At 59.7% G+C, this 23,067-nt stretch carries 13 protein-coding genes; 7 read left to right on the top strand and 6 right to left on the bottom strand.

The genetic code is table 11. From position 1 onward, the window contains the following. Positions 1-423 precede the first annotated feature (423 nt). The gene (locus ASG35_RS10440) at positions 424-1,371 is read left to right on the top strand and encodes an alpha/beta hydrolase (RefSeq protein ID WP_056356277.1); all 948 of its coding nucleotides are present in this window, start codon (positions 424-426) and stop codon (positions 1,369-1,371) included. 68 nt (positions 1,372-1,439) lie between these two features. On the opposite strand, the gene ASG35_RS10435 is transcribed toward ASG35_RS10440, so the two are convergent. Continuing rightward, positions 1,440-2,285: a transporter substrate-binding domain-containing protein gene (locus ASG35_RS10435; RefSeq protein WP_056356275.1), complete on the bottom strand. Its 846-nt coding sequence runs from the start codon at positions 2,283-2,285 to the stop codon at positions 1,440-1,442. Positions 2,286-2,446: 161 nt separating this feature from the next. Between ASG35_RS10435 and hemE the strand changes: the two genes are divergently transcribed. After that, the gene (gene hemE / locus ASG35_RS10430) at positions 2,447-3,535 is read left to right on the top strand and encodes a uroporphyrinogen decarboxylase (protein ID WP_056356273.1); all 1,089 of its coding nucleotides are present in this window, start codon (positions 2,447-2,449) and stop codon (positions 3,533-3,535) included. A gap of 451 nt (positions 3,536-3,986) precedes the next feature. Next, positions 3,987-6,266 carry a primosomal protein N' gene (locus ASG35_RS10425; RefSeq protein ID WP_442854825.1) on the top strand — a complete coding sequence of 760 codons (2,280 nt, stop codon included), beginning with the start codon at positions 3,987-3,989 and terminating at the stop codon, positions 6,264-6,266. A gap of 31 nt (positions 6,267-6,297) precedes the next feature. On the opposite strand, the gene ASG35_RS31285 is transcribed toward ASG35_RS10425, so the two are convergent. Next, the gene (locus tag ASG35_RS31285) at positions 6,298-6,468 is read right to left on the bottom strand and encodes a hypothetical protein (protein ID WP_156393091.1); all 171 of its coding nucleotides are present in this window, start codon (positions 6,466-6,468) and stop codon (positions 6,298-6,300) included. 313 nt (positions 6,469-6,781) lie between these two features. Between ASG35_RS31285 and putA the strand changes: the two genes are divergently transcribed. Both putA and ASG35_RS10415 read left to right on the top strand, forming a co-directional pair. After that, on the top strand, positions 6,782-10,714 hold the full coding sequence (putA, locus tag ASG35_RS10420; RefSeq protein WP_056356333.1) for a trifunctional transcriptional regulator/proline dehydrogenase/L-glutamate gamma-semialdehyde dehydrogenase: 3,933 nt from the start codon (positions 6,782-6,784) through the stop codon (positions 10,712-10,714). A 94-nt stretch (positions 10,715-10,808) separates the two neighbouring features. Further along, positions 10,809-11,957 (top strand): branched-chain amino acid ABC transporter substrate-binding protein, encoded by a 1,149-nt coding sequence (locus tag ASG35_RS10415; RefSeq protein WP_056356270.1) that lies wholly within the window; start codon positions 10,809-10,811, stop codon positions 11,955-11,957. Between the two features lie 57 nt (positions 11,958-12,014). Here ASG35_RS10415 and ASG35_RS10410 read toward each other — a convergent pair whose 3' ends face one another. The 4 genes from ASG35_RS10410 to flhB all read right to left on the bottom strand — a co-directional run bounded on the left by ASG35_RS10410 (position 12,015) and on the right by flhB (position 19,854). Continuing rightward, on the bottom strand, positions 12,015-13,709 hold the full coding sequence (locus ASG35_RS10410; RefSeq protein WP_327019643.1) for an AMP-binding protein: 1,695 nt from the start codon (positions 13,707-13,709) through the stop codon (positions 12,015-12,017). A 30-nt stretch (positions 13,710-13,739) separates the two neighbouring features. After that, positions 13,740-15,446: a thiamine pyrophosphate-binding protein gene (locus ASG35_RS10405; protein ID WP_056356265.1), complete on the bottom strand. Its 1,707-nt coding sequence runs from the start codon at positions 15,444-15,446 to the stop codon at positions 13,740-13,742. A gap of 1,094 nt (positions 15,447-16,540) precedes the next feature. Beyond that, complete coding sequence (gene flhA, locus ASG35_RS10400) at positions 16,541-18,637, bottom strand: flagellar biosynthesis protein FlhA (protein WP_056356263.1); 2,097 nt, start codon at positions 18,635-18,637, stop codon at positions 16,541-16,543. Further along, positions 18,634-19,854, bottom strand: coding sequence for a flagellar biosynthesis protein FlhB (gene flhB / locus ASG35_RS10395; protein WP_056356261.1), 1,221 nt, complete (start codon positions 19,852-19,854; stop codon positions 18,634-18,636). Before flhB ends, flhA begins: the two co-directional genes overlap by 4 nt. Positions 19,855-20,441: 587 nt before the next feature. Between flhB and ASG35_RS10390 the strand changes: the two genes are divergently transcribed. Then, positions 20,442-22,028, top strand: a complete 1,587-nt coding sequence (locus ASG35_RS10390; protein WP_156393089.1) for a lipase/acyltransferase domain-containing protein — start codon at positions 20,442-20,444, stop codon at positions 22,026-22,028. 132 nt (positions 22,029-22,160) lie between these two features. Next, positions 22,161-23,067: T6SS immunity protein Tli4 family protein (locus tag ASG35_RS10385; RefSeq protein WP_056356257.1), on the top strand; the 907-nt coding region annotated here is incomplete at its 3' end.

Raw genomic sequence — 23,067 nt, 5'->3', positions numbered from 1 at the left:
GCTAAAAACCACACGCTACGGGGTTAGCGCGAGGAGACCAAAGGTGGGAAAGGGTCGATTACCTGTTTTATCGACCAACGAGCCCAACAGACATGTCCCAGAAAATGGGTTTCGGAACCGTTCCGACCGACCAGCGCAAGTGGGTACTGTTGCTCTTTTCCCACGTTGAACCGAGTCACATATGTGTTGAGACCGTTGAAGTGATTGTGGGCGAATAATCCGGGCGTCACCGTAACAAAGTGTTTCAGGTTGTAACCCTTGAAGCACAAGGATTTGCGTCAAATTCTGTCAAAAATTTGTCCATTTAAGCGATGTTTGCGTCGTCTTAACGACAACCGGGCTCAAGCGCATTCTCATAATATTGAGCACAATCGGATCCCCAGCCGGCTTGATCAAACGGCGCATTGAACGGAGACAAAACGCATGACCATCGACGCAGACCTGCTCGCGTATTACGCCAAGGTCGCTGAAGCTTTTCCCAAACTCCCCGCCGACGCCAGCGCACAAGCCATGCGGCAACACTTCCAGGATGTGTCGCGTGCGTTCGCAACGCCGCGCTCAAGCGAAGTCAAGGTCGAGGAAATCCAGTTACCGCTGGAAGGACGCGATCTGCGCGCGCGGGTTTATCGGCCGGATGCAGCCAGCGGCCCATTGCCGCTCGTCGTTTATTTTCATGGCGGCGGCTGGGTTCTCGGCGACCTGGATACGCACGATCTGATGGTGGCGCGGCTCGCGCTCGACTCGCATTGCGCGGTGGTCAGCGTGGATTATCGGCTTGCGCCCGAGTTTGCGTTTCCCGCGCCCGTGGACGATGCGCTCGATGCGCTGTTGTGGCTCGCCGAACATCGGTCGAGGTTGGGTTTCGCCACGAACCGTCTCGGCGTGGCGGGAGACAGCGCCGGTGGACATCTGGCAGCCGTGGCTGCGCGCGCGGCGAACGATCGCGTGGCGGGCTTGGTCAGCGTGCAATTGCTGATTTATCCGGTTGCGCGATGCCGCTTCGAGGGCGGCAGTTTCACCGCAAACGCCGAAGGGCCGGGCCTTTCCACCGAAGAGATGAAGTGGTACTGGGCGCAATTCCTGACTACCGAACCGCCTGCCGACGACGACGTCCGCGCGTTTCCGCTCGCCGAGTCGTACGACCGGACGCCGGCGCGGGCGTTGATTGTGGGCGCGGCCTACGATCCGCTTTACGACGATGCCCACGAATTCGCTCGCTTTCTGGAAGCTAATGGCGGCCGCGTTGAAGTTATCGATGCAAAAGACATGACGCACGGCTTCGGACGAATTCAGGCGCACTCGAAATCCGCGGAAGCATGGATGGAAAAAACGTCGAAGCGGCTTGGTGAATTGTTACACGCACCGCGTTGACTTTTGAGTGGCCAGCGCCATTGGATTACGCGGCGCTTACGCGCTTATTTTGAAGCGTCCACGGCGGTTCATTTAAGCCATTTGTCGAAGATCGACTGGTACTCGCCTGTCGATTGCGACAAATGCAGCCATTGATCCACGTACTGCTGGAACACCACGTCGCCGCGCGGCAGCAAATACGCTTTTTCGGCGAACTGAAACGGCTTGTCCGGATGCACCGAACATAAGCCGGGATTGAGTTTTTGCTGGAGCAGCGTCTCGGATGCGTCGGTGACCATGACATCGGCGCGGCCATCGAGGATCTCTTTGAAGATCGTCACGTTGTCCGGGTACTCGATCAAATGTGAATGCGTGAGGAACTGCTTCGCGTACTTCTCGTTCGTGCCGCCCGGATTCACGATGGTGCGCACGCCGGGTTGATCGATTTGTTCGACGGTCTGGTATTTATCGGCGTCGGCGCAACGCACGATTGGCGTCTTGCCATCGACCATATACGGCTGCGTGAAAAACGCACGCTTTTGGCGCTCGAGCGTCACGGAAACCCCGCCGACGGCAATGTCGCACTTCGCCGTGAAATCGCTCATCAGGTTCGACCACGATGTCTTCACGAACTCCGGTTTCACGTTCAGCGAGCGCGCAAGGTTTTGCACCATGTCGATATCGATGCCTTCGAACTGTCCGTCCGGCCGCAGGAACGAGTGCGGCTTGTAGTCGCCCGTCGTGCAGATGCGCAAGGTGCCGCGCGCGAGGATTTCATCGAGCCGGGAGGTGGACGACGCCGCCGCCAAAGGCGCGCTCGCCACGGGCGTGGCCTTGCCGGTGATGCTGCCGGCCTGCACAGTCTGCGCATTTGCGCTGGTGGCAAAGCCTATCGACAAGGCGAATACGGCGGCGCAGAAGGCGAAGGCTTTCATCAGTGATCCTTGTTGTACGTTTTGAGCGGCCGATCATATCGGTGCAACGACGGGTTGGATATTGGCGATGCCCCGGGCTTGCAGCACGTGAGAAGCCCGCCGAAATCCCGTGGCTGCGTCCGGTAGAATGCCTTTTTGCCTAACGCTAAAGCTCGAATCACGTGCCTTCCACACTTCTGAACGATACCTTCCTGCGCGCGCTCCAGCGCCAGCCGACCGACTACACGCCGATCTGGCTGATGCGTCAGGCGGGCCGCTACTTGCCCGAGTACAACGCCACGCGTTCGCGCGCCGGCAGTTTCCTCGGCCTCGCGACGAATCCGGATTACGCCACGGAAGTCACGCTGCAACCGCTTGAACGCTTTCCGCTCGACGCCGCCATTCTCTTCTCGGACATCCTGACCATCCCCGACGCCATGGGGCTCGGCCTGAATTTCGTGCAGGGCGAAGGTCCCAAGTTCGAGCGCACCGTACGCACCGAAGAAGACGTGGCGAAGCTCGCTGTGCCGGATATCGATGCCACCTTGCGTTACGTGACCGACGCGGTATCGCAGATTCGCCGCGCACTGACCGACGCTCAAGGCCGCCAGAAAGTGCCGCTGATCGGCTTTTCGGGCAGCCCGTGGACGCTCGCCTGCTACATGGTGGAAGGCGGCGGATCGCCCGATCACCATACGGTCAAGGCCATGGCTTATACGCGGCCGGACCTGATGCATCGGATTCTCGATATCAACGCTCAAGCCGTGACTGCGTACCTGAACGCGCAGATTGAAGCGGGCGCGCAAGCCGTGATGATTTTCGATACGTGGGGCGGCGCTCTTGCAGACGGCGCGTATCAGCGCTTCTCGCTGGCATACATCGCGAAGGTCGTCGCGGGTCTGAAGCGCGAGCACGATGGCGTCAAAGTGCCGGTCATCACGTTCACGAAGGGCGGCGGCTTGTGGCTGGAACAGATTGCATCGATTGGCGTGGACGCGGTTGGTCTCGACTGGACCGTGAATCTCGGCCAGGCGCGCGAGAAGGTGGGCGATAAAGTCGCGTTGCAGGGGAATATCGATCCAACTGTGCTGTTTGCGTCGCCGGCGGTGATTCGCACCGAAGCGCGCGCCGTGCTCGACAGCTTCGGCAATCATCCCGGTCACGTTTTCAATCTCGGCCATGGAATCTCGCAATTCACGCGGCCGGAAAACGTCGCCGAACTGGTCGATGAAGTGCATCGGCACAGTCGCGCAATACGGTTAAAAAGCTGACGTTTGGTCAAAAAAGATTGCTGCTTTGCGTCATGAAAAGCTTACGCGAGCCGTTTCGTGGAGTGGCAATGTTGCCTTGAGATGCCCGTGCTTCGGCCATTTCGCCAATGTCAAGAGTTGACTTATGCACATTTTGTACGTTGCGGCGCGCAATCCTCAACTCAGACCAAAAGCGCCTTTCAGACCTGCGAATTGTCCACTCAAATGCATGATTAATAAGAGAAATTCAGAATTCGCCCGCTATGTGGGTTACCGCACACAAGCAGCGAGATCGCGAGTTTTTGCCCCTGTCAACCAAAGTTCTCAACAAAGTTATCCACAGGGCTGTGGAAAGCTGAGAAATCTCAAAAATAATCCACGGCTTAGCAGCGATTGTGATGTTTCACTTTAACTTCGTCGCGCTCCGCCTGACCGTCAGGTGGAAGCATTGCGGCGATGCGGTTCGCGGGCGGTGCGGCAATTGAGCCTATTCGTTCGGGTCGCGCTGGATCATCCGCTGGCGACACTTTTCGATTATCGATACAACCTCGCGCCCACGCCGCTACCCGGCATGCTGGTGCAGATTCCGTTCGGACGGCGTGATGCCGTTGGCATGATTTGCGAAGTCACGGATCACAGCGATGTTCCTGTGGACAAGTTGCGCGACGTAACCGCGATTTGCAGCACGCTCGCGCCGCTCGCACAAGAATGGCGGGCGCTGACGCTGTTCGCAGCCGATTATTATCAGCGCGGTTTAGGCGAAGTCGCGTTGCCCGCGTTGCCGCAGGTTTTGCGCGATAGCTCGCGCTGGGCGAAGTTGCTCGCGCCAGAAGAGCGTTACAGGTTGACCGCCGAAGGCCGCGCGAATTTGCCCGATGGCTTGCCCGCGCGCGCAACCGCGCTGCGCCGCCTCGCCGATGCTCTCGCCGCACATCCAACGCTTCCCGCCGCCGCAACCCGTGCGCTGCATCCGAAAGCCCGCGCGACGCTCGATGAATGGCAAGCGCTCGGATGGGTATCGATGGAAACAGGCGATGTTCCTGCCGTGGACGTCGCGCTCGAACCATCGTTGGAAAAGGCGGCATTGCTCCACGCCGGCGATGCGCTTTTGCCGCAGCTCACCGCCGAACAAGCTGAAGCCGTCGATGCCATCCGCCACGCGCAAGGTTTCGCCGCGTTCCTGCTGCACGGCGTCACCGGCAGCGGCAAGACGGAGGTTTATCTGCACGCGTTGGCGGATTTGCTCGCCGCGCGCCCGGATGCGCAAGCGCTCGTGCTCGTTCCCGAAATCAACCTCACGCCGCAATTCGAAGCCGCGTTCCGCACGCGCTTCGCGGCGTTGCCGGAAGGCGCGATCGTCACGATGCACAGCGGCCTGGCCGAAGGCGAACGCGCGCGCAACTGGCTCGCGGCGCATACCGGCCGCGCGCGGCTCGTGCTCGGGACGCGATTGGCGATATTGGCGTCGATGCCGAAACTGGCGTTGATCGTGGTCGATGAAGAACACGATCCCGCGTACAAGCAGCAGGAAGGTTTGCGGTATTCGGCGCGGGATCTGGCGGTGTATCGGGCGAAGGAAATCGAGATTCCGGTCGTGCTCGGGTCGGCCACGCCATCGCTGGAAAGCTGGTGGCAAGCCGAGCAGGGCCGATACACCAAGCTCACGCTGACGCGCCGGGCAGTGGCGACGGCTGTTCTGCCGAGCGTGCGGCTGATCGATCTGGAAGAGGAAAGGCAACGCGGGCGGGCGTCCGTGGAAGGCTTGTGCGGGCCTTTGATTGCCGCGATGAAAACACGCCTTGAGCGCGGCGAGCAAAGCCTCGTGTTCCTCAACCGCCGCGGCTACGCGCCGATTCTTTCCTGCGACGCCTGCGGTTGGGTCGCCGGCTGTCCGCGATGCAGCGCATACGTGGTGCTCCACAAGCCCGAGCGCGCATTGCGCTGCCACCATTGCGGCTGGGAATCGCGCATCCCGAAGTCCTGCCCGGATTGCGGCAACGTGGACATTGCACCGATGGGCCGCGGCACGCAACGCGTCGAGGAAACGCTGGCGACGGCGGTGCCCGGCGCGCGAGTGTTACGTATCGATGCCGACAGCACGCGGCGCAAAGGCAGCGCGCAGGCGCTTTTCTCCGATGTCCACGCGGGCGAAGTCGATATCCTCGTCGGCACGCAGATGATCGCGAAGGGACACGATTTTCAGCGCGTGACGCTGGTCGGTGTTCTGAACGCCGATACCGCGCTGTTCTCGCACGATTTCCGCGCGAGCGAGCGGCTGTTCGCGCAACTGATGCAAGTGAGCGGACGCGCGGGCCGCGCGGGATTGCCTGGCGAAGTGATGATCCAGACGCGTTATGCACGGCACGCGCTTTATCACGCGCTGGCGCGCCACGATTACGTTGGTTTTGCGAATTCGACTTTGGCTGAACGGCGCGACGCGCATTTGCCGCCATTCGTTTATCAAGCGATGTTGCGTGCGGAAGGGCGCACGCTCGAAGTCGCGCTGGACTTTTTAGGCGCTGCTGCGGCGGAGTTTGCTACGGTGGCCGGGGCCGAGAGGGTGACGGTGTACGACGCGGTGCCGCTGACCATCGTGAAAGTATTCAATGTGCATCGCGCGCAATTGCTGCTCGAATGCGCTTCGCGAGCGGTCCTGCAAAATGCGCTCAGGGCCTGGCAGCCCATGTTGCGAGCGATAAAGGTCAAAGGCCTGATCCGATGGAACGTTGAAGTCGATCCACTGGATATCTAGGCCTTCTCCTGCTTACCGCTTTAACGCCGGTTTAACGTGCCGCGTCCGCGCTGGCCGCAAACCCGCCCGCTTTCCGATCGCGATTCCCGCCACGGTTTTCACCGTCCGGACGTTCTACGTGCGGGTGTGCTCCCCGGATGAACAAGACCACGCACATTGCAACCATCGCCCATACGATCATGAAAACCATCCAGTTGCTCATTTCCCCTGCTCCCCGAAACCGCGGCTGATTGAAGTTCGGCCGCTACTGGATTCGTCGTAACTTTGGCCGTACCCCAGTTATCGGCAGAGCAGAGGAATTAATTAGGGTGGTGCTGAAAAAATCACCAGTCGCGAGAATCGTAGGCATCGGCCGCCAACGCCGCCATCCTCAATTACCCCTAATCCCTTGGCGTATAAGGGTTTCCACAGGTGCAACCCATCTCTAAATGTTGGTTGCACCTTTTTTATGTGCGAGTTACGATTCGGCCACTTTTAAGCTATCGCCGGCTTTCCGCGTCGGCAAGGAACGAGATATGGCGAGCACCACCCTGGGCGTCAAAGTCGATGATCTGCTGCGCAGCCGCCTGAGAGACGCCGCCACGCGCCTCGAACGCACGCCGCACTGGCTTATCAAGCAGGCGATCTTCGCGTACCTGGAACGTATCGAACATGGACAATTGCCGCCGGAACTTTCCGGTGCACTTGGCGCCGCCGATTCGCTCGAATCCTCCGCACACGTCGATTCCGACGAAGACGGCGTACCGCATCCCTTCCTTGATTTCGCGCAGAACGTGCAGCCGCAATCCGTGTTGCGCGCGGCGATCACGGCGGCTTATCGGCGGCCAGAGCCGGAATGCGTGCCGTTCCTGATCGGCCAAGCGCGTTTGCCTGCGAGTGTTGCCAACGAGACCAACGCAATGGCGACAAAGCTCGTCGAAGCGCTGCGTAAAAAGCAGACGGGCGGCGGCGTTGAAGGCTTGATCCATGAATTTTCGTTGTCGAGCCAAGAAGGCGTCGCGCTGATGTGCCTCGCCGAAGCGTTGTTGCGCATTCCCGATCGTGCAACGCGCGACGCGCTTATCCGCGACAAGATCAGCAAGGGCGACTGGCGCTCGCATATGGGCCAGGCGCCGTCGCTGTTCGTGAACGCGGCGACGTGGGGCTTGATGATCACCGGCAAGCTCGTGACCACGAACAGCGAAGCCGGATTGTCGTCGGCGTTGACGCGCTTGATCGGACGCGGCGGCGAACCGCTGATCAGAAAAGGCGTGGATATGGCCATGCGTCTGATGGGCGAGCAGTTCGTCACGGGCGAGACAATCTCGGAAGCGCTTGCGAACAGCCGCAAGTTCGAAGCGCGCGGTTTCCGCTACTCGTACGACATGCTCGGCGAAGCCGCGACGACAGAAGAAGACGCGCTGCGCTATTACGCGTCGTACGAACAGGCGATTCACGCAATCGGCAAGGCGGCGGGATCGCGCGGCATTTATGAAGGCCCGGGCATTTCGATCAAGCTCTCGGCGTTGCATCCGCGATATTCGCGCTCGCAACAAGAGCGCACGATGACCGAGTTGTTGCCGCGCGTGAAGGCGTTGGCGTTGCTCGCGCGGCGTTACGACATTGGCTTGAACATCGACGCGGAAGAAGCCGATCGGCTCGAAATTTCGCTCGATCTGCTCGAAGCGCTTTGCTTCGATCCTGAACTGGCCGGATGGAATGGCATTGGCTTCGTGGTGCAGGCTTATCAAAAGCGCTGCCCGTTTGTCATCGACTATTTGATTGATCTGGCGCGTCGCAGCCGGCATCGGATCATGGTTCGGCTGGTGAAAGGCGCGTACTGGGATTCGGAAATCAAGCGCGCTCAAGTCGATGGCCTCGAAGGGTATCCCGTCTATACGCGCAAGATCTACACGGACATCTCGTACGTGGCGTGCGCGAAGAAACTGCTCGGCGCGCCCGATGCCGTTTATCCGCAATTCGCTACGCACAACGCGTTCACGCTGTCGGCGATTTATCACCTGGCCGGGGGAAATTATTATCCCGGGCAGTACGAATTCCAGTGCCTGCACGGCATGGGCGAACCGTTGTACGAAGAGGTTACCGGCCGCGACAAGCTCAACCGGCCGTGCCGCGTGTATGCGCCCGTCGGCACGCACGAAACGTTGCTCGCGTATCTCGTGCGGCGCTTGCTCGAGAACGGCGCGAACACGTCGTTCGTGAATCGCATCGCGGATAAAAACATTCCGGTCAGCGAACTCGTGCAGGATCCAATTGAAGAAGCGTCGAAGCTCACGCCGCTCGGTTTGCCGCACGCAAAGATCCCGTTGCCGCGTCAGTTGTACGGCGGCGAACGCCTCAATTCGATGGGCTTCGATTTGTCGAACGAGCATCGGCTGGCGTCGTTGTCGTCGGCTTTGCTTGCAAGCGCGAATCATCCGTGGCGCGCGGCGCCGATGCTCGAATCCACAGACGTGGTCGAAGGCGTCGCACGCGACGTACGCAACCCCGCCGATCTGCGCGATCTCGTTGGAACGGTGACGGATGCATCGCCGGAACAGGTCGCCTTGGCGATGAACAACGCGGTCGCCGCCGCGCCGATCTGGCAATCGACGCCTGTCGATGAACGCGCCGATTGTCTCGCCCGTGCCGCCGATCTGCTCGAAGCGCAAATGCATACGCTGATGGGTTTGGTCGTGCGCGAAGCAGGAAAGTCGCTTGCGAACGCGGTATCGGAAATTCGTGAAGCAATCGATTTCCTGCGTTATTACTCGACGCAGATTCGCGGCGAATTTTCCAACGATACCCATCGTCCGCTCGGTCCGGTCGTCTGTATCAGCCCGTGGAATTTCCCGCTCGCAATCTTCATGGGACAAGTTGCCGCCGCGCTCGCCGCCGGCAATCCCGTGCTCGCGAAACCCGCCGAACAAACGCCGCTGATCGCGGCCCAAGCCGTGCGAATCTTGCGCGAAGCCGGCGTGCCGGCGGGCGCGGTGCAACTCTTGCCGGGCAACGGTGAAACCGTGGGCGCGGCGCTTGTCGCCGATCCGCGCACACGCGCCGTGATGTTCACCGGTTCCACGGACGTCGCGCGCCTCATCAACAAGACCTTGTCCGAACGTCTCGATCCGGATGGCCGGCCGATCCCGCTCATCGCGGAAACGGGTGGACAGAACGCGATGATCGTCGATTCGTCGGCGCTCGCCGAGCAAGTGGTCGCGGACGTGTTGCAATCGTCCTTCGATTCCGCCGGTCAACGCTGTTCCGCGCTGCGCGTGCTGTGCCTGCAAGACGATGTCGCCGATCGCACGCTCGAAATGCTGACGGGCGCCATGCAGCAACTCGCAATGGGCAACCCCGACCGTTTGTCCACGGATGTGGGTCCGGTGATCGATGCCGAGGCCAAGCAAAGCATTGACGGCCACGTGGCATCGATGCGAGAAAAAGGCCGCAACGTCGTGCAATTGCCAACGCCCGATAGTTGCGCGCAAGGCACGTTCGTGCCGCCGACGTTGATCGAACTGGATTCAATCGATGAACTCAAGCGCGAAGTGTTCGGCCCGGTGCTGCATGTGGTTCGGTATCGGCGCGCGCAACTTGATAAACTGCTCGACCAAATCAAGGCGACGGGTTACGGGCTGACGCTGGGAATCCATACGCGTATCGACGAAACCATCGCGCACGTGGTCAGCCGCGCGCATGTTGGCAACATCTACGTGAACCGGAACGTGATTGGCGCCGTGGTCGGCGTGCAACCGTTCGGCGGCGAAGGTTTGTCGGGCACGGGGCCGAAAGCGGGCGGCGCGCTGTACTTGCAACGCCTTCTCGCGAAGCGTCCTACAGGGTTGCCGAAGTCGCTGGAGAGCGCGTTGATCGCTGACCAGACGGCATCGAACGATACACCCGCCGCGCTCACCGCATTGCGCGACTGGGCCATCGCCGAGCGCGACCCGCAAACGGCAGCACGTTGCGACGGCCACTTGCAGCACGTCATGGCCGGCGCGACCGCCGTGCTGCCCGGCCCGACCGGCGAGCGCAACACGTACACGCTCGGCGCACGCGGCACGGTCTTGTGCGTGGCATCGACGGCAAGCGGCGCGCGCGCGCAATTCGCCGCGGTGCTCGCGACGGGCAACAAGGCGCTGTTCTCGGGCGCGGCCGGCGAGCAGCTCGTGGCGGCGCTGCCGGCATCGCTTAAAGCGCGGGCTTCGGTGCGCAAGAATCAGGACGTCCTTTTCGACGCCGTTCTGTTCGAAGGCGACAGCGACGAACTGATGGCGCTGGTGAAGGACGTTGCAAAACGCCCGGGACCGATTGTCTCGGTGCAGGGTGTATCGGCGGGAGCGTTTGCCGACGAAGCCCACGACGGCGAGCAGGAATATGCGCTCGAACGGTTGCTGACGGAACGCTCGGTGAGCGTGAACACGGCGGCCGCGGGCGGCAATGCGAATTTGATGACGATCGGCTGAACACAATTCAGAGCGGCAGATCGGCTCAAACAAACGGCAGCGGGCACGGCGACACCGGCACGCGCTGCCACTCACATGGGAATCAGGAGAGTTTATGGATTACACGATGAAGAAGCTGGCAGCAGCAATGTTGGTGACGGGTTTGTCGGTCGCTGCAACGGCTCAGGCGCAAACGGCTGAAGACGTAAAAGTAGGTTTCGCAGGTCCGATGACCGGCGCGCAGGCGCACTACGGCAAGGATTTCCAGAACGGCATCGTGCTCGCGGTCGAAGACTTCAACGCAACGAAGCCCGTGATTGGCGGCAAGCCGGTTCGCATCGTGCTCGATTCCGCCGATGACCAGGCCGACCCGCGCACCGGCACGACCGTCGCGCAAAAGCTGGTGGATGACAACATCAAAGGCATGCTCGGCCACTTCAACTCGGGCACGACCATTCCCGCTTCGCGCATCTACGCGAACGCCGGCATTCCCGAAATCGCGATGGCGACCGCTCCGGAATACACCACGCAAGGCTACAAGACCACGTTCCGCATGATGACGTCCGACACGCAGCAAGGATCGGTTGCCGGCGAGTTCGCGGTGAAGACGCTGAAGGTGAAGAAGATCGCGATCGTCGATGACCGCACGGCTTACGGCCAAGGTCTCGCCGATCAGTTCGAAAAGGCCGCGAAAGCTGCCGGCGCGACGATTGTGGATCGTGAATATGGCAACGACAAAGCCGTCGACTTCAAGGCCATCCTGACCAAGATCAAGTCGATGAACCCCGACCTCGTGTATTACGGCGGCGCCGATTCGCAAGCCGGCCCAATGGTCAAGCAGATGAAGACGCTGGGTCTGCGCGCGCCGTTGATGGCAGGCGAGATGGTCAAGACGGACACGTTCCTGAAGATCGCCGGCGATGCAGCCGACGGCACGGTGGCCTCGCTGGCTGGCTTGCCGCTGGACGAAATGCCGGGCGGCGCGGCGTACGTTGCGAAGTACAAGAAGCGTTTCAACGAAGACGTGCAAACGTACTCGCCGTACGCGTACGACGGCGCAATGGCCATGTTCACGGCAATGAAGACGGCGAATTCCACCGATCCGGCCAAGTACCTGCCGATGCTTGCTAAAACCGACATGCCTGGCGTGACGTCGAAGCAACTCGCGTACGACGCGAAGGGCGACCTGAAGAACGGCGGCATCACGCTGTACAAGGTCGTCGGCGGCAAGTGGACGACGCTGCAAAGCGTGGGCGGAAAGTAAGTTTTCTGTGCTCCGATAAACCCCGCACGCGTCATGCGTTGCGGGGTTTTTTAATGGCTACGCGCCGAAATCGTCTTCCCAATATTCGTTGTCTCGACGTGCGTCGCTGCCGCGCGCTTCTTCAGTTTTCCTGAGTTCCACGCGACGAATTTTTCCCGAGATGGTTTTCGGCAATTCGTAGAACTCGATGCGTCGGATGCGCTTGTAGGCCGCGAGTTTTTGCGCCGCGAACTTGAGTATCTCGCCAGCGGTTTCCTTCGTCGGTTCGTAGCCATTGCGCAATGCGACGAACGCCTTCGGTACCGACAACCGCAGCGGATCAGGGCTCGGCACCACGGCCGCTTCGCCCACCGCCGGATGTTCAATCAACACGCTTTCCAGTTCAAACGGGCTGATGCGGTAATCGGCGGCTTTGAAAACGTCGTCGGCACGGCCAACGTAAGTGAAGTAACCATCGGAGTCGATGGAGGCAACATCGCCCGTTCGATAATGCCCGCCGCGCATGGCGTCCTGCGTCTTCGACGGGTCGTCCACGTAGCCGTCCATCAAGCCGAGCGGTTTCGGGTCGAGGATCAGCGCGAGCTCGCCTTCCGGCGCGGGGTTGTCGTCGTGATCGAGGAGTGTGATCTTGTAACCTGGCAATGGACGTCCCATCGATCCGGGTTTCATCGGCTGGCCGGGTGAATTTGCAATTTGTGCCGTGGTTTCGGTCTGGCCGAAACCATCGCGTAACGGGAGATTCCAGGCCTTCTTGACGCGGTCGATGATCTCCGGATTCAGCGGTTCGCCCGCGCCCACGACCTCGCGCAAATGGACCTTATACGCCGATAAATCCTCCTGGATCATCATTCGCCAGACGGTCGGCGGCGCGCAGAGCGTCGTGATCTGATGCTTGACCAGCGCCTCGAGCGTGGACTTTGCGCTGAAGCGCGGCGTGTTGTGGATGAACACCGTCGCGCCCGCGTTCCATGGCGCGAACACGCAGCTCCACGCGTGTTTCGCCCAGCCGGGCGAGCTGATGTTCAGGTGAACGTCGCCGGGTTTCAAACCGATCCAGTACATGGTCGAGAGATGTCCGACCGGATAACTTTGATGGCTATGCAAGACGAGCTTCGGCCGGCTTGTGGTGCCGCTCGTGAAATACAGCAGAAGCGGATCGGTTGCGAGCGTCCGGCCTTCGGGTTCGAACGATGGACTTTCGTTGAAGGCATCGGCGAAATTCAGCCAGCCTTCGGGCAACGGCGCGCTCGTTGGAATCGCAACCGCGATGCGGGTTTTGGTTTTATCGATGGCATCGAATTTCGACGTTTCATTCGACGCCACGATCACGTGCTTCACATCGCCGCGCGTGATGCGATCGGCTATGTCCGCCGGCGTCAGCAACATGGTCGCGGGAATGGTGACGGCGCCGAGTTTCATGGCCGCGAGCATGGTTTCCCAGAGCGCGGGCTGGTTCGGCAGCATCAGCAAGATCCGGTCGCCGCGCGCTACGCCTTGCTGCCTCAGCCAGTTCGCAAGCTGATTCGATCTCGCCGATAACTCCGCGTACGACAGCTTGGTCTCGTCGCCGTTTTCTTCCACGACCCAGAGCGCCGGGTTCAGGTTGCTGCGCGCGTATTCATCGAACCAGTCGAGCGCCCAGTTGAACTCCGCGAGTTCCGGCCACGCAAAGTCCCTGTACGCGGTTTCGTAGTCGTCGCGATGACGCAGCAGGAAGTCTCGTGCCTGCAAAAATGCTTGCGATGCCATGATTTTTTGTCTCCTTCAGTCTTGTTTGGTTTTTCACTTCTGCCGCAACTTTTCTCCTTGCTGACGGACTTGATCGAGCGTCGCGGCAGGCGTGCTCGCATCTTGCGGAATCCTGATTTCTATCACCGATGGCAGCCCGCTTTTCAAGGCGCGCTCGAATGCCGGCATGAATTGCGCGGTGGTTTCGACGAGCTCGCCATGTGCGCCGAACGCGCGCGCGTAGGCCGCGAAGTCGGGATTCGTGAGCGCGGTTCCATGCACGCGATTCGGATAATGCCGTTCCTGATGCATGCGGATCGTGCCGTATTGCTGGTTGTTCACGACCACGAATATCACCGCGAGCTGGTATTGCATGGCCGTCGCCAGTTCCTGGCTCGACATCATGAAACAGCCGTCGCCGGCGAACGCCACGACCACGCGCTCCGGGTACAACGACTTCGCCGCAATCGCTGCGGGCACGCCGTAACCCATCGCGCCGCTGGTCGGCGCAACTTGCGACCTGAAATGGCGATACGCGTAGTGCCTGTGCAGCCAAGTCGCGTAATTTCCCGCACCGTTCGTCACGATGGAATCGGCGGGAAGGCGCGCGCTGAGTTGCTCCATGATCTCGCCGAGCTGGACATCGCCGAGCATGGGACGGGGTTCTCGCCACGCGAGATAGGCATCGTGCGCTTCTTCGATTGCGCCACTCCACGCCACGTTCGCCGGCGGTTGCAACGCGGCCAGCGCCGCCGCCATTTCCGGCATGCCCGATACGATCGGCAAATCCGCCGAATACACGCGCCCGAGTTCCTCTGCGCCTTGATGAACGTGGATCAGCGTCTGCTTTGTCTTCGGGATATCGAGGAGCGTGTAGCCGCCTGTCGTCGATTCACCCATTCGCGGTCCGAGCACGAGCAGCAGATCGGCGTCGCGGATGCGCGCGGCGAGCGCCGGATTGATGCCGAGGCCGACGTCGCCCGCGTAGTTCGGATGGTTGTTATCGAGCGTGTCCTGGAAGCGGAACGCGCAGCCGACCGGCAATTGCCACGTCTCGGCGAAGCGCGCGAAATCGGCCGTGGCTTCTTCGGTCCAACCGCTGCCGCCGGCAATCACGAATGGTTTCTTCGATGCCGCCAGCAGCTCGCGCACGCGCTCGATCTGTGCGGGCGCGGGCGCTGCGGCAACGCGCTGATAACGCGGCGCGCCGGGAACGGCTTCGCATGCGTCGCTGAGCACGTCTTCGGGCAACGCAAGCACGACCGGACCTGGACGGCCGGACGTCGCCGTGTGAAATGCGTGGCTGAGGTATTCGGGAATGCGCCTGGGGTCATCGATTTGCGCGACCCATTTCGCCATTTGCCCGAACATGCGCCGGTAGTCGATCTCCTGGAATGCCTCTCGATCCATGTGTTCGCGCGCGCACTGGCCGATGAGCAGGATCATCGGCGTGGAGTCCTGGAAGGCCGTATGGACGCCGATGGACGCGTGCGTGGCGCCCGGACCGCGAGTGACGAGTGCGATGCCGGGGCGGCCGGTCAGTTTGCCGACGGCTTCGGCCATGTTTGCCGCGGCGGCTTCGTGGCGGCAGACGATGGTCTGGATGTGGCTGGTTTCATCGTGGAGGGAATCGAGGATGGCGAGGAAGCTTTCGCCCGGGACGCAGAAGACGCGATCGACGCCGTGGGTCAGCAGGGCGTCGACGACGAGCCGCGCGCCGGTTGTGGGCAGGGGATGGGAAGCGGTGACAGCAGAAGCCATTCGATGGGATCTCCCGGAAGGTTCGCGAGCGAGGTTTTGATCTCGTAGCTTACGCTTGGGCGGGGTGCTGACGCTAGGCGGGGTTTTCGCGCTGGCGCTTGGTCGGGGGTTTTGGGTTTTGTGGTCGGGGTTTGGGCTGGGTTGCTGCTCTTTAGGCCTTCGCAGGTTCTGTCTTGGCGGTTCTCTTTATCACTATTAGCCACTGTCCGTGGCGGGACTTCATTTCTTTGTCCAACGGCGACAAAGAAACGAAGCAAAGAAAACGCCTCCCAACCGCTAATTCTTAAGTGTCCACGTCCGTGGCGGGACTTCATTTCTTTGTCCAACGGCGACAAAGAAACGAAGCAAAGAAAACGCCTCCCAACCGCTAATTCTTAAGTGTCCACAGCGTGCGGTTTCAACTGTGTGGCACGCAAGAAGCACCCTCAGCGCATAACCCCGAACACTTGAAACCCTCCCCCTCCGTTCGCGGATACCCACACGCTTCGCCACCAGTGTGGGAATCCACTAACCAAGCCTCCGCGCTGCGCGCTGGCGCCCAAATGGAAGGCCGCGAGTACCGGTGGCGAAGTCTGCAGTTCAAAATGCTTTGGCCTGTTATGGGGCCGCCCCTTCGTTATGCGTTGGACGGGTTCCCGTATTGATGGATTCCGACACTGGCGGCGAAGCGTGTGGGTATCTGTTGCCGGAAGGGGAGGGTTTCAGGAGGACGTGGTTATGCGCTGAGGGTGCTTGACACTTAAGAATTAGCGGTTGAGAGGCGTTTTCTTTGCTTCGTTTCTTTGTCGCCGTTGGACAAAGAAATGAAGTCCCGCCACGGACAGTGGCTAACGGTGATAGAGAAATTAGCTAGGACAGAACCCGCGAAGGCCCAGGCAGCAACAACCCGGCATAAAACCCCGACCGCCACAAGACACTCGCCCGAGCGTCAGCGTCAAACCATGTGAAATGAAGCTCGCCACGCACAGTGGCTAATAGTGATAAAGAGAACAGCTAAGACAGACCTCGCGAAGACCTAAACAGCAACAACCCATCACCGACCCCGACCGCTACGAACCCCCAATCGCCATCGCCCCCCTCGGCGCTAGCCAAACCTACCCTCCAATCAAATTCACCACCTTGATCCCACGCGTATCCGGAACCTCGGCATACGACAACACCTTCAACTGCGGCAAACTCCTGCGCAGAAACCTCGCCAGCATCGCCCGCAACGAATGCTGCACAAGCAAAACCGGCGGAAGACCAATATTCTGCTGACGCATGATCGCGTTCTGCGTCGAGTTCAAAAGCGTCTGCGCCAACCCCGGCTCGAGCCCGGGATTCGCCCCCGTCGATAAAGCCTGCGACAACACCCGCTCAAGCGATGGATCCAGCCCCATCACCTGCAATTCGCCACTCCCCGGATACCACTGCTGCGTAATCGCGCGGCCAAGCGCCAAACGAACGGCCGCGGTCAGATCGTGGGCATCGGAGATCTTGGGTGCATGCTCCTGCAACGCATCGATAATCGTGCGCATATCGCGAATAGGCACGCCTTCTTCCAGCAAGTTCTGCAGCACCTTTTGCAGCGTGGTCAGCGCCATGACCTTCGGCACCAGATCATCGATCAACGTCGGCGTGTCCTTGCCAACGCGTTCCAGCAACGCCTGAACTTCCTGCCGCCCAAGCAATTCGGCGGCGTGCGTCACGACCAGATGATTCAAATGCGTCGCGACAACCGTGCTGGCGTCAACGACCGTATAACCATAAACCTGCGCCTGCTCGCGCAAATTCGTATCGATCCAAACAGCCGGCAAACCAAACGCCGGATCTTGCGTCGGACTGCCCGGCAACGTCGCGGTGACTTGCCCGGGATTGATCGCGAGCCATTGCCCCGGAAACGCCTCGCCCACGCCGACTTCCACGCCCTTCAGCGCGATCCGGTAGCCATTCGGCCGCAATTCGAGGTTGTCGCGAATATGAATTACCGGCGGCAGGAAACCGATCTCCTGCGCGAACTTCTTCCGGATGCCCTTGATGCGCTTGAGCAGCTCGCCATCGGTATTGCGATCGACGAGCGGAATCAGCCGATATCCCACTTCAAGCCCGAGCGGATCGATCATCGCGACGTCGTCCCAGCTTGCTTCGCTGTTTTCGACGGGCGTGGCCGTCGGCGCGACGAGATCGGTCACGGCCGCCGCTTTCTTCTTCGCCTGCGCGCGCTGGTTCATCGTGCGCGCTGCGTAGACGAGGCCGCCGCCAAGCAACAGGAACGCGAAGTGCGGCATGCCCGGAATCAAACCCATGATGCCGATGATCACGCCCGTGATCATCAACACGCGCGGATTGCTGAACAACTGCCCGGTCAACTGCGTGCCAATGTCCTCTTCGGTCGCCACACGCGACACGATCACGCCGGCTGCCGTCGAAATGATCAGCGACGGAATCTGCGCCACGAGACCATCGCCGATGGTCAGCAACGTGTAGTTCGTGGCCGCGTGCGCGAAGTCCATGTCGTGCTGCAACATCCCGACAATCAACCCGCCCACGATGTTGATCACCATGATCAGCAAACCGGCGATCGCATCGCCGCGCACGAACTTGCTCGCGCCGTCCATCGAGCCGTAGAACTCGGCTTCCTGCGCAACCTGCACGCGGCGTTTTCTTGCCTGATCTTCGTTGATAAGACCGGCGTTCAGGTCGGCATCGATTGCCATCTGCTTGCCTGGCATTGCATCGAGCGTAAAGCGCGCGCCGACTTCCGCGATCCGCCCCGCGCCCTTCGTGATCACCATGAAGTTGATGATCATCAGGATCACGAACACTACGATCCCGACCGCGAAGTTGCCGCCGACGAGAAAGTGGCCGAACGATTCGATGACCTGGCCGGCGGCGTCGGGACCGGTATGGCCTTCGAGTAAGACGATTCGCGTCGATGCCACGTTCAGCGACAAACGCAGCAACGTGGAGAACAGCAGCACGGCGGGGAACGCGGCGAAATCGAGCGGCTTTTGCGTGTACATGCTGACAAGCAGCACCATCACGGAGAGCGCGATGTTGAACGTGAACAACAGGTCGAGCAAAAATGCCGGCAACGGCAAGATCATCATGCCGAGAATCATGCAGATCAGCACCGGTCCGGCCAGTGCTCTCAGATTCTGCGTTCCCAACGCCTCAGGGCGCTTCGAGAAAAATCCGGCGCGCGCGTTCATGCTTTGCTTCCTTTTGCTGATTCGTTTTTAGCGGCTTCGTCGGCCAGCGCTTCTGCGGCTTCCTGATCGGCTTCGGATTCGGGGACACTGCCTTTATCGAGTTCCGGCGGGACGTCGAGGTTGTCCGGTTCTTCCGGCCGTTCGCCGCCGTCTTCCTTGAATTTGCGCAGCTGATAAACCCACGCCAGCACTTGCGCGACCGCGCCGTAGAGCGCGCCCGGAATCTCGCGATTGATCTCGACGTTGTGATAAAGCGCCCGTGCGAGCGGCGGCGCTTCGAGCAGCGGAATGTTGTGCTCGCGCCCGAGTTCGCGGATGCGTGCGGCGACCAGGTTCACACCCTTCGCGACAACTTTTGGCGCGCGCATTTCGCCATCGGCATATTTGAGCGCGACGGCAAAGTGCGTCGGGTTCGTAACGATGACATCGGCCGTCGGGATCGCGGTCATCATCCGGCGCCGCGCGGCTGCACGTTGTTGCGCGCGGATGCGGCCCTTGACGTGCGGATCGCCGTCGCTTTCACGATGTTCGCGCTTCACTTCCTCTTTGCTCATGCGCAGCTTTTTAGCGTGCGTCCAGAGCTGATAGGGGACATCGAGCGCGGCGACCAGGAACAAGCCCGCGATCGCCATGCCGCAGCAGACCACGATCAGATGCATGGCATCGGCGAGCGCGAGACTCAGCGGTTTCGTCACGAGGCCAAGCACTTCTTCCTTGCGATGCCAGATCGCCCATCCGGCCAGACCGCCGACCACGAGCGTTTTCAGGATCGACATGCCGAGCGCGATAGGCCCTTGCGACGAAAAGATCTTGCCGAGTCCGCTGATGGGATTGAGCCGGCCGAAATTCGGCGAGAGCGGTTTGGTAGTGAGCAGCCAGCCGCCGAGAGCCATGGGCGCGATGACGGCGGCGAGCCCAGTCAACGCAAGCACTGGAAACAGCGCAAAGAAACCCTCTTTGCTCGCGGCGGCCGCGCCGATCAGCATCTGGTTTGTATCGAGAACGGTGTTGTGATTGAACGTGAACGCGCCGCGCAGGATGGATTGCAGGTGTTGGTTGATGGGTCCGGACATGCCCCAGATGCCGAAGAATCCCGCCGACAACAGCGCAAACGACGCCAATTCCCGCGAGCGCGCGACCTGGCCTTCCTCCCGCGCCTTTTCGAGGCGCTTGGGAGTTGCTGATTCGGTCTTTTCGAGATCGCTTTCTTCGGCCACGTTGCTGCACTCCGGTCCAGCCGGTCTTCGATGAAGACCTGACGATCTGATCCAGTGAAGCGATTATTGCGAAAAGAGGCGCGTGACCATCGGCTGATCAGGGTGGGGAAAGTAGGGTAATTCGGGGAATGAGGACCGGCGATGTATTCAAAAATTGGCAATGTGCGCACTGGCAGGACATCGTCCGACGTGTGTCCCCGGATCAAGGTCGAAGGCGGTAATCGCCGCGGTTGATCCGTTTCAATCCTCCCCTAAATGTCAGCGATAAGCCGTCCCGACCCAGCGCCAAGCATCTCAGATAACTCCGAAATATCGTGTCCCACTCGTCCCGTTGCTTGCTCCTTCGCTCAAAGCTAGCCGATGATTCACAACTCCATAGGTTTTTGCAACGATCGAGTCGATTGTTCCGCCTGAAACGTCGGGGGCATTTGCCCCGCTACGTTCGCGAGGGCAATGTCCTGAAACGCTCCTGAACCTATACCGTGATCCGAACCAATAAAGCCATGCTGGCGCCGACAGGTAGTGCAGCTTTGTCAGTGCCGCCAGCCTTTGAACGAAACCTGTAGGGCTTTCTGGAGCGTGGTCTTTTGGCCACTATTGAACGAAGAATTCCGGGCGTAGTTCGTGACAACGGATCGGTCTACTACACCTCTGTCACGTCACCGTCCGATGACAGCATCGCTGTCTGCTATATGGTTCCCGACCGGATCATTCCAGTGATCTTTGTCCCCGGGATAATGGGGAGCAATTTGCAAAACTTGCAAGAGGACCCGGTTTGGGTCGTAAACAGCCCGGAAGCCATGGCGGGTTGGGCCCCGAAATCCGCTACTTATCGCAAGCGAAGCTTAAACCCCGCAAGCACGATGGTCTTTGACGGGGGGGAATTGCCTGTCGGCACCTCGCTTTCCACCGCCACAAAGAAAGCCCGCGGCTGGGGCACAGTCGCAAAAAAAAGTTACGGCAACTGGCTTGTGTGGCTTCAAAACGCTTTGGACGACTGCACTGCAGAAAACAGTTACGGCCGAGACGGGTTGCGCTGTAGCCTCAAGCAGGGTTCGGTTGCGCCAGGCCTAAGCGCGCTGACTGAAGAAGAGGTCAGCTTGTCGTACCGGTATCAGATGCCGGTTCACGCGGTCGGCTACAACTGGCTAAGGTCGAACGAAGAAGCGTCTAAACATCTGGCGAACGAAATTGACAGAATCATAGGCGAGTACCGTGAAACGTATCACTGTGAAAAGGTCATTCTCGTTACTCATTCCATGGGCGGACTTGTCGCGCGTCACTGTTCGGAAGCGCTTGGATACAAGGACAAAATTTTTGGCATCGTACATGGCGTGATGCCAGCAACCGGGTCTGCGACCGCTTACAAGCGCGTCAAGGCGGGTTGGGAATCTGACGGCACCGTCGTAGGCGAAATCGCAAGGCATGTACTCGGCGCAACAGCTAAAGAAATCACCGCTGTGTTTGCGCAATCGCCGGGTGCCTTGCAATTGTTGCCCAGTGCCGACTATGGCAATGGATGGCTCAGGATAAGCGACGGCAATCAATTGGTGTCTCTGCCGCAACACGGCAATCCTTATCAGGAGATCTACTTAAAACGCGAGGAGTGGTGGGGATTGATAGACGAACAAATTATTAATCCGCTCGACACACTTAAAAAAACAGTCGATCAAGATTGGAAATCGTTCGCCGCATTGATCGCAAACGCTGTAATACCGTTTCATAACGCCATCGCTAACAAGTACCACGCAGATTCTTATGCATTTTATGGTGACGATCAAACGTACAAAACTTGGGGCGACGTAGTATGGAAACGCTTGCAGTATCCGGCCTACTTGAATGACCACAAATACAACGTGATGAGTGCGCGTCCTTTGAACGACACTCGAACCGGCATTATCGATCTGGCTGCAGGCAAGCTTGGTGTCGTTTCAGTTCAAAAATCATTCCAGATTCAGCCCGCGCGCGAAAGCGGCGACGGAACCGTGCCGGTAAGGTCAGGTTATGCGCCAGCGCCATATGTGAAAGCCTGTGTTGCTTTTCAAGGCGTGGAGCATGAAGGCGCATATAACCCTTTGCCCCGTCCGCGTCCGCCGCAACTCTTCACACTGTGGGCCATTACCAAACTCGTAAGCAAAGTCAAAGGTACGGCCAACATGGAATACACGGCGTGAAAGTAACTGCGTTGATTGTTGGCTTTGTCTTGTTAGCCAGCGCGTGCGGACGCGCTGCGCCTCTCACGGAACAGGAGAAGAAGCGGGTGAATGAAATGACNTCAAAGGTACGGCCAACATGGAATACACGGCGTGAAAGTAACTGCGTTGATTGTTGGCTTTGTCTTGTTAGCCAGCGCGTGCGGACGCGCTGCGCCTCTCACGGAACAGGAGAAGAAGCGGGTGAATGAAATGACCATGGATATGAAGACGCGCTGCGTAGGACGGTATGTGATCGATATGCCCGCAGTTTTTTTGCCCGCTGGGACGGCCAAGTTTGGTGATGCGAGCGTACAAGCTCAGGCTATGACATTGGAAGAATTCAACACCGCCGTGGAAGAGCGCGCGGCCAAGATGACGGGTACGAAAAGCGTAATGGGATTTCGGTTTCTCTATGACTATGGAGAAGTACCGAACGTTAAACGAACGCAGTATTTTGTGTCGCTAGGCGACTATGGATCATCGAGCGACGCTACCCGAATAATCGAGGCTTACAAGTGGGACGATGGATATCAGCTTACGTTGAGACTTGAAGCTTTAGACTTTACTCATTCGTTCGTGCGTGACGTTGTGCCGTTGGAGCAGTTGCCGGTTCAAAACGATCTTCCTGAAAAGGCGCGTATTGCATTCGACCTGATAGCGCGGCTTCAAGGACGTCCCGATGACGTGGTGCCAGGCGAGCCAGGTGCATGCTTTTTCGGKGGCTTTTTGAAGGGAAAGGCATCCGGCGATGAGGAAATTAACTCGTCCTTTGTTATCGCGGACAAGCCCGATGTCTGGTTCAGCTTTGAGAGCTTCACCAATTTAAGTGCCAATGACACGCTTCTACAACGTGTCCACGGTAACGAGATGCGAGCGCTGTTCAAAGCCACGAATGGCCGGCTTATCCGATCGGGCACCATCGCGCTTGAAGGAGGCCTGAAAGCCGACGAAGCGTTGATGTCCGGCAGGTCTCCCGCGACTGCGCTCAGGCAGCTTCCGGTTGCATGCAATGTGTCGG

The sequence above is a fragment of the Burkholderia sp. Leaf177 genome (assembly GCF_001424345.1).
Taxonomy (GTDB): Bacteria; Pseudomonadota; Gammaproteobacteria; order Burkholderiales; family Burkholderiaceae; genus Caballeronia.
This window is presented reverse-complemented; position numbering and strand designations above follow the sequence as displayed.

Bases quoted from the DNA above. Each gene is read 5' to 3' on its own strand.
- ASG35_RS10440 (WP_056356277.1), top strand. From the start codon at position 424: ATGACCATCGACGCAGACCTGCTCGCGTATTACGCCAAGGTCGCTGAA.
- ASG35_RS10435 (WP_056356275.1), bottom strand. From the start codon at position 2,285: ATGAAAGCCTTCGCCTTCTGCGCCGCCGTATTCGCCTTGTCGATAGGC.
- ASG35_RS31285 (WP_156393091.1), bottom strand. From the start codon at position 6,468: ATGAGCAACTGGATGGTTTTCATGATCGTATGGGCGATGGTTGCAATG.
- putA (WP_056356333.1), top strand. From the start codon at position 6,782: ATGGCGAGCACCACCCTGGGCGTCAAAGTCGATGATCTGCTGCGCAGC.
- ASG35_RS10415 (WP_056356270.1), top strand. From the start codon at position 10,809: ATGGATTACACGATGAAGAAGCTGGCAGCAGCAATGTTGGTGACGGGT.
- ASG35_RS10405 (WP_056356265.1), bottom strand. From the start codon at position 15,446: ATGGCTTCTGCTGTCACCGCTTCCCATCCCCTGCCCACAACCGGCGCG.
- flhA (WP_056356263.1), bottom strand. From the start codon at position 18,637: ATGAACGCGCGCGCCGGATTTTTCTCGAAGCGCCCTGAGGCGTTGGGA.